Raw genomic sequence first — 245 nt, 5'->3', positions numbered from 1 at the left:
CGCGCGCCCCCGCCAAACGCTGGCAAGCCAACGCACCTTACTGGGCGGTGGCCTGGAAATATCCGGCGACCAAAGCGCTGGCGCTGGTGCGCAAAGTGCAGTTCAGGATCGGGCGCACCGGGCGCATCACGCCGATTCTCGAACTGGACCCCGTCCGCCTGGATGACCGGCAAATCAGCCGTGTCAGCGCCGGCTCACTGAAGAATTGGCAGCGCCTGGACATTCGTCCCGGCGATCAGGTGTCC

At 65.7% G+C, this 245-nt stretch carries 1 pseudogene; it reads left to right on the top strand.

The window, feature by feature from the left end:
- Positions 1 to 245 (top strand): annotated as a pseudogene (locus AC0L20_RS41640) (hypothetical protein); the annotation flags it as partial.

This window comes from Bradyrhizobium sp. Kon58, assembly GCF_055807455.1.
Note: the sequence above shows the minus strand (reverse complement) of the source record. Positions and strands in the feature narration are given on the sequence as shown.